3 protein-coding genes and 1 pseudogene are annotated in these 4,908 nt (G+C 49.4%); all 4 read right to left on the bottom strand.

The genetic code is table 11. The features are described from left to right. Window positions 1–408: 408 nt before the first annotated feature. Window positions 409–1,461, bottom strand: a complete 1,053-nt coding sequence (locus Q0236_RS12570; RefSeq protein ID WP_297918680.1) for a GDSL-type esterase/lipase family protein — start codon at window positions 1,459–1,461, stop codon at window positions 409–411. Continuing rightward, entirely contained in the window at window positions 1,454–2,764 is a 1,311-nt protein-coding gene (locus Q0236_RS12565; protein ID WP_297918677.1) for a DUF459 domain-containing protein, read from the bottom strand. Before Q0236_RS12565 ends, Q0236_RS12570 begins: the two co-directional genes overlap by 8 nt. Further along, window positions 2,765–4,288, bottom strand: coding sequence for an MBOAT family protein (locus Q0236_RS12560; protein WP_297918674.1), 1,524 nt, complete (start codon window positions 4,286–4,288; stop codon window positions 2,765–2,767). A 171-nt stretch (window positions 4,289–4,459) separates the two neighbouring features. Next, window positions 4,460–4,908 (bottom strand): annotated as a pseudogene (locus Q0236_RS12555) (5-methyltetrahydropteroyltriglutamate--homocysteine S-methyltransferase); the annotation flags it as partial.

The following is a 4,908-nucleotide window of genomic DNA, read 5'->3' as shown; positions in this document are numbered from 1 at the left end:
TATTTTGCCGATCTCGTTTATGCCGTGCGTATCGCCGCAAAGATATATCATCTGCCTCTCCTTTAAATTTAGCTCGCCGCGCTTTGCCGCAGCCCGTGCGAATGAAATTTCAAGCGCTAAATTTTACGCAGCGCACGCGTCGCAAAAACCCGACTAGCGTTCCGATCCGCAACCACGCAAATTTAATCCAAATTAAAAGCGTAAATTTGGACGACGTATTTTAAAAGCACAGGCATCAAGCCTATCGACGCGTAAATTTAAAGCCGCAGCTTCTGATTTAAATTTCGCGGCGCAGATCTAAGCGGCGAAATCCAAATAGGCGCAGCTTTGCTTACTGCCGCTAAATTTTAAATTTAGCGACGAACTTTGTAAATTTTACGGCGAGCCGCCTAAATTTAAAGATTAATTTTAAAGCCTGCCGCGCAATTTCGTCGCCAGCGCTGCGCCGATTTTTTCATAGCCCTCTTTTTGCAAGTGGATTTCGTCAGGGCGGATCAGCCCACGCTCGCGCCAGCCGCGCCAGCCGCCATCCTCATCCATAAGACCGGCTATGTCGTAAAACATCGCCCCTTCATCTCGCGCTAGATGCGCTAGCACCTCCGCAGCGCGCGAGGCGTTTGGCACTTTAGGGCTTCGCGGCGGCGCTACGAGCAGGATTTTCGCACCGGGAGCTGCGGAGCGGACGGAGCGAAGCAGCCCACGGACGCTTTGGTAGAATTTTTGCTCGTCAAATTTCGGATCCATCGCGTCGTTTGTGCCATAAGCGATGACTACGAGATCGTATCTAAGTCCAGAAAAATCCCTACCAAAGGCATCTGCACCCCATTTTTCGTAGAGGTTGCTAAACGCGCCGTTGCTCGCGCAAGAGTCTGCAAAGCGCGCGTTTTTGCGGTAAATTTTATATCCTCCAAGTTCTGCTCCATCACGCAGCGATCGAATTTCGATCGGAAATCTAAGTCGCAGCTTAGAATACTCCCATTTCTGCGGCACTTCTTGCGAAATATACGCGCTTAGCCCACTTGCATCGCGCACGCGAAAAATCTCGCCGCTCTGATCCGATTTATGTAAAATTTCGACGTAAAAATCGCCGCTAAGTTGCTTTAGCTCCAGTCGCACATTAGCGCCTTTTTTGCCGGTAGCGATCACTCCGCATAGTGGGAAATCTGGGTCTTGCTCGGTGCGAGACGAGATCACATTAAAGCCGCTTTGCTTAAATTCTATATTTTCGCTTTTGTGGTATTTAGGCATCATCGCAGGCACGAAGCCGACGCTGTTTTGCACGAAAAAGCCGTGTCTGAAAGCATCTATCAGCGCGTCGCTTCCTAAATGCGAATCGCCAAAAAATTTCACTCCAAAGCCCGCAGAGCTTTTTGCATTTGCGGAATTTATGCCGCGAACGCCTGCGTTTGCCGCGCATCCGCCTAATAATGCGGCAAATAAAATCACTATAAATTTACTCAACTTCAATCCTTGATAAAATTTCTTTCGCTACCGCTTCGCAACCCTCTTTGCTCATATGAATGCCGTCGTCTTGGCGCACGCGCACGAGCTTGGAGCCGCTTTGCAGATAGGTTTTATAGACGCCTTTTTCGCACACCAGCGGGGTTGTTTGCATAAAATACCCGCCAAGCGCCATACTGACGTCGGCATATATTTGATTTAGCAGCTGCGTTTTCTCCTCAAAATCCGGCTTTTGCATACACGGCATCGCAAGCCACAGCACTCCCGCACCGTGCGAGTGCGCCGTATCGTAGATCTCGCGTACCCTTGAGGCGTAAAACTCCCGCCAGCGCGGCGTTTTGATGCCGTAGGTCTTGCCGCCTGCGCGGTACTCCCAGACGTCGTTGGCGCCCAGCAGCACGACTACGAGCTTAACGCCGCCGTTTTCGCTAAGTGCGGTATCGAGCGTCTTTTGCCAGTCAAAGGACTTTTTACTCGCAAGCCCCGTCGATTGCTTGCTAAGATCGATCACCCTTAGGCTTCGCTTCGGGAAAAATTTCTTAGCGTTCATCCCCACGTATTGCATCAGACTATCGCCTATAAAAAGCACCTCATCACCTGCATTTAGGCGGATTTTGCCATCGTCGCTAAGCGAAATTTTAGCATCAATCTCCGCGGAGCTTTGCGTCGTTAAATTCTGCTCCAAAGCCTGCGGAACAGGGAGTTGAGAATCGGAATTCTCGCCGCTTTGCAAAGTTGCGCTTGCCACGAGGGGATTTTGTGACGCAGCGGAGCTGCGCGGCATAGAGCTTGTTATAGTCTGGCTTTGTGGCACGGAATTTTGCGAAGTAGAATTTTGAGGGATGGAATTTTGTGCGTAAGGCTCCTGCACCGAATCGCGCGTCTTTAAATGATGCGTAGAATTATTTAAGGCAGAATTCTTCGCGGCATGGGCTTGCGGCTTGCTACCTTGCGGCTTAACGCTTTGCGAAGCATCGTGATCTCGCACCCTCGTGCTTTGCAAAGCTTGATTTTCCGCCATACGATCTTGCGCAGGTTTTTTAAAATTTTTGCTTCCGCTATGCGGACTTGCGTCCTCATCTTTGCTAATATCCTCGCCTTTGATACGCTGCTCTAGCTTATCTACGCCATTTACAATCTTTTCGTAGATCTCTCCACCTACGCGAAACGGCGAGCGGCGCAGCCATTCTTCTAGCCCAAAGTCATCGTGAAATCGCTGCTCCAAATAATAAAGCAGCGAGCCTTGCATAAAAAATGCCGAGAAAAGCAGCGCAAAAAGCAGAGTCGAAACAAACCTAAGCATCTAAAATCCTGCGTAGATGAAATTTGGAATTCCGCTTGGCATCAGCGCGAAAATCAGCGTGAAGATCACGCCGAGCGCGAGAGCTTTAGGCAAAAACGGCAGCTCAGCAAAAAGCGCGATTAAAGTATCTTTAAGAGCTGAAATTTTAGGATAAACAAAAATCCCCGCTAAAATCACCGCAAGCACCGCTAGCTCGCTAATATCTCCGAAAGCTCGTGCGCGGGCAAAAGCGCTCAAAATCGCCGCCGCATCTGGAAGGGAATTGGCGAAAAAAATCCAAGCGAAACTTACAAAAATATAGGTACAAAATAGTGCCAAATACGGATTTAGCGGCTTTACGCCCACTTTGGCAAGACATTTTAAAAATACAAGCGCCACTCCATGCAAAAGCCCCCAAATCAAAAAATTTAATCCCGCGCCGTGCCAAATGCCCGAGAGCGCAAACGCGATTAGCAAATTTACGCAGGTGCGCGCAAAGCCATTGCGCGAGCCGCCGAGCGGGATATAAATATAATCGCGTATAAACGTGGATAAGCTGATATGCCAGCGATCCCAAAACTCGCCTAAATTCTTAGCCGCATAGGGCATATTAAAATTCTGAGGCAGCTTAAAGCCCATCGCAAGCCCAAGCGCCCGCGCCATATCGATAAAGCCGCTGAAATTCGTATAAAGCACCGCGCCGTAGAGCAAAACGGCGATTAAAATTTGCACCGCGGAGGACTCCGGCATGTCGCCGTAAACACCCGAAAACAGGTCGCTTACGTAGGAGCCGAGATAGGAGCTTACGATCAGCAGCTTAATCATAGAAAAGATGACGAGCACGTAAATTTCATCCGCATTGCCGAAGCGTTTGGGCGCGTCAAACTGCGGCAGCACGGGCTCGATCCTCTTCGCCGCGCTCGCGCGCCCGATGGGGCCCATCACGACGCTAGGGAAAAACGCCAAAAAGCACGCCAGGCTCAAAAAGCCCTGCTCGCCGCATTCGCGCCTATAAACCGACACGAGATAGGTGATCGACATAAAGACGTAGTATGAAATCCCGAGCGGAAACGCCACGCTATCGACGGCGGCGATGCCCAGCGCGCCCAAAAAGGCATTGAAAGCCTCCCTTATAAACTCGTAATATTTAAAAAACGCAAGGAAAAATAGGCTCGCCGCGACCGCCGCAAGCATAACTACGAGCGCCTTTGCGGTTGGCGCGGCGATCTGCTGCGCTTGCTTGGCTTTGCGCGCTTGCTTCACTGCAGCTTTACGAGAGAGCTTTTTCTTGCGTGAGGATTGCTTTGCTGGTAGGGCAATCCTCACGGATACGCGGTTTGCATAGCCGATACACACTCCCGCAAAATAGATAAACATGCTGTAAGCCGCGAGCAGTAGCGCAAAGTGCGGATTTATGGAACACATAAAGCTGTAGCTTGCCAGAAGGATTAAAATTTTTTGTATTAAAACAGAGCCCCGAAACGCCCAGTAGATCATTAAAAACAATAGAAAAGCAAGGACGAACTCGGGTGAAAAAAATGTCATAAATATCTCTCGAATATAAAATTTTCTAAATTTAAAAGGGGCAATAGTTTAGTTGCGATTTGACTTGACCTCTCTTACGTTAAATTTGATCTATAAAATTTGAGTCGCGAAATTTTACGCGAAAATTTCATTACGAAATTTCTTTCGCAATGAAATTTTATCTCGCTAAATTTACCCCTCTGCGCGGATAATCCTTACCGCTTCGACCATATTTTTTAGGCTCAGCTCCACCTCTTCCCATTTGCGCGTTTTTAGGCCGCAGTCCGGGTTGATCCACAGCTGCTCTTTCGGAAGCACCTCAAGCAGCGCGCGGATCTGGCTTACGAGCTCATGCACGCTAGGAATTCGCGGGCTGTGGATGTCGTAAACACCGGGGCCGACCTCCTGCTTGTAGCCGACCGATCTAAAAATTTTAAGCAGTTCGTTGCCACTGCGAGCGGTCTCGATGCTGATGACGTCGGCGTCCATCGCCTCGATCGTTTTGATGATGTCGTTGAACTCCGAATAGCACATATGTGTGTGGATCTGCGTCTGCGCCTTGGCTGCGCTAACAGCGAGTTTAAAGGCGCTGACGGCAAATTTTTCATACGCAGGGATATTTTCCGTGCGTAGCGGATAGC

This window comes from uncultured Campylobacter sp. (genome assembly GCF_938031315.1).
GTDB lineage: Bacteria > Campylobacterota > Campylobacteria > Campylobacterales > Campylobacteraceae > Campylobacter_B.
Note: the sequence above shows the minus strand (reverse complement) of the source record. Positions and strands in the feature narration are given on the sequence as shown.

Excerpts from the sequence above, each read along its gene's own strand:
- Q0236_RS12565 (WP_297918677.1), bottom strand. The coding sequence starts at position 2,764 with ATGCTTAGGTTTGTTTCGACTCTGCTTTTTGCGCTGCTTTTCTCGGCA.
- Q0236_RS12560 (WP_297918674.1), bottom strand. The coding sequence starts at position 4,288 with ATGACATTTTTTTCACCCGAGTTCGTCCTTGCTTTTCTATTGTTTTTA.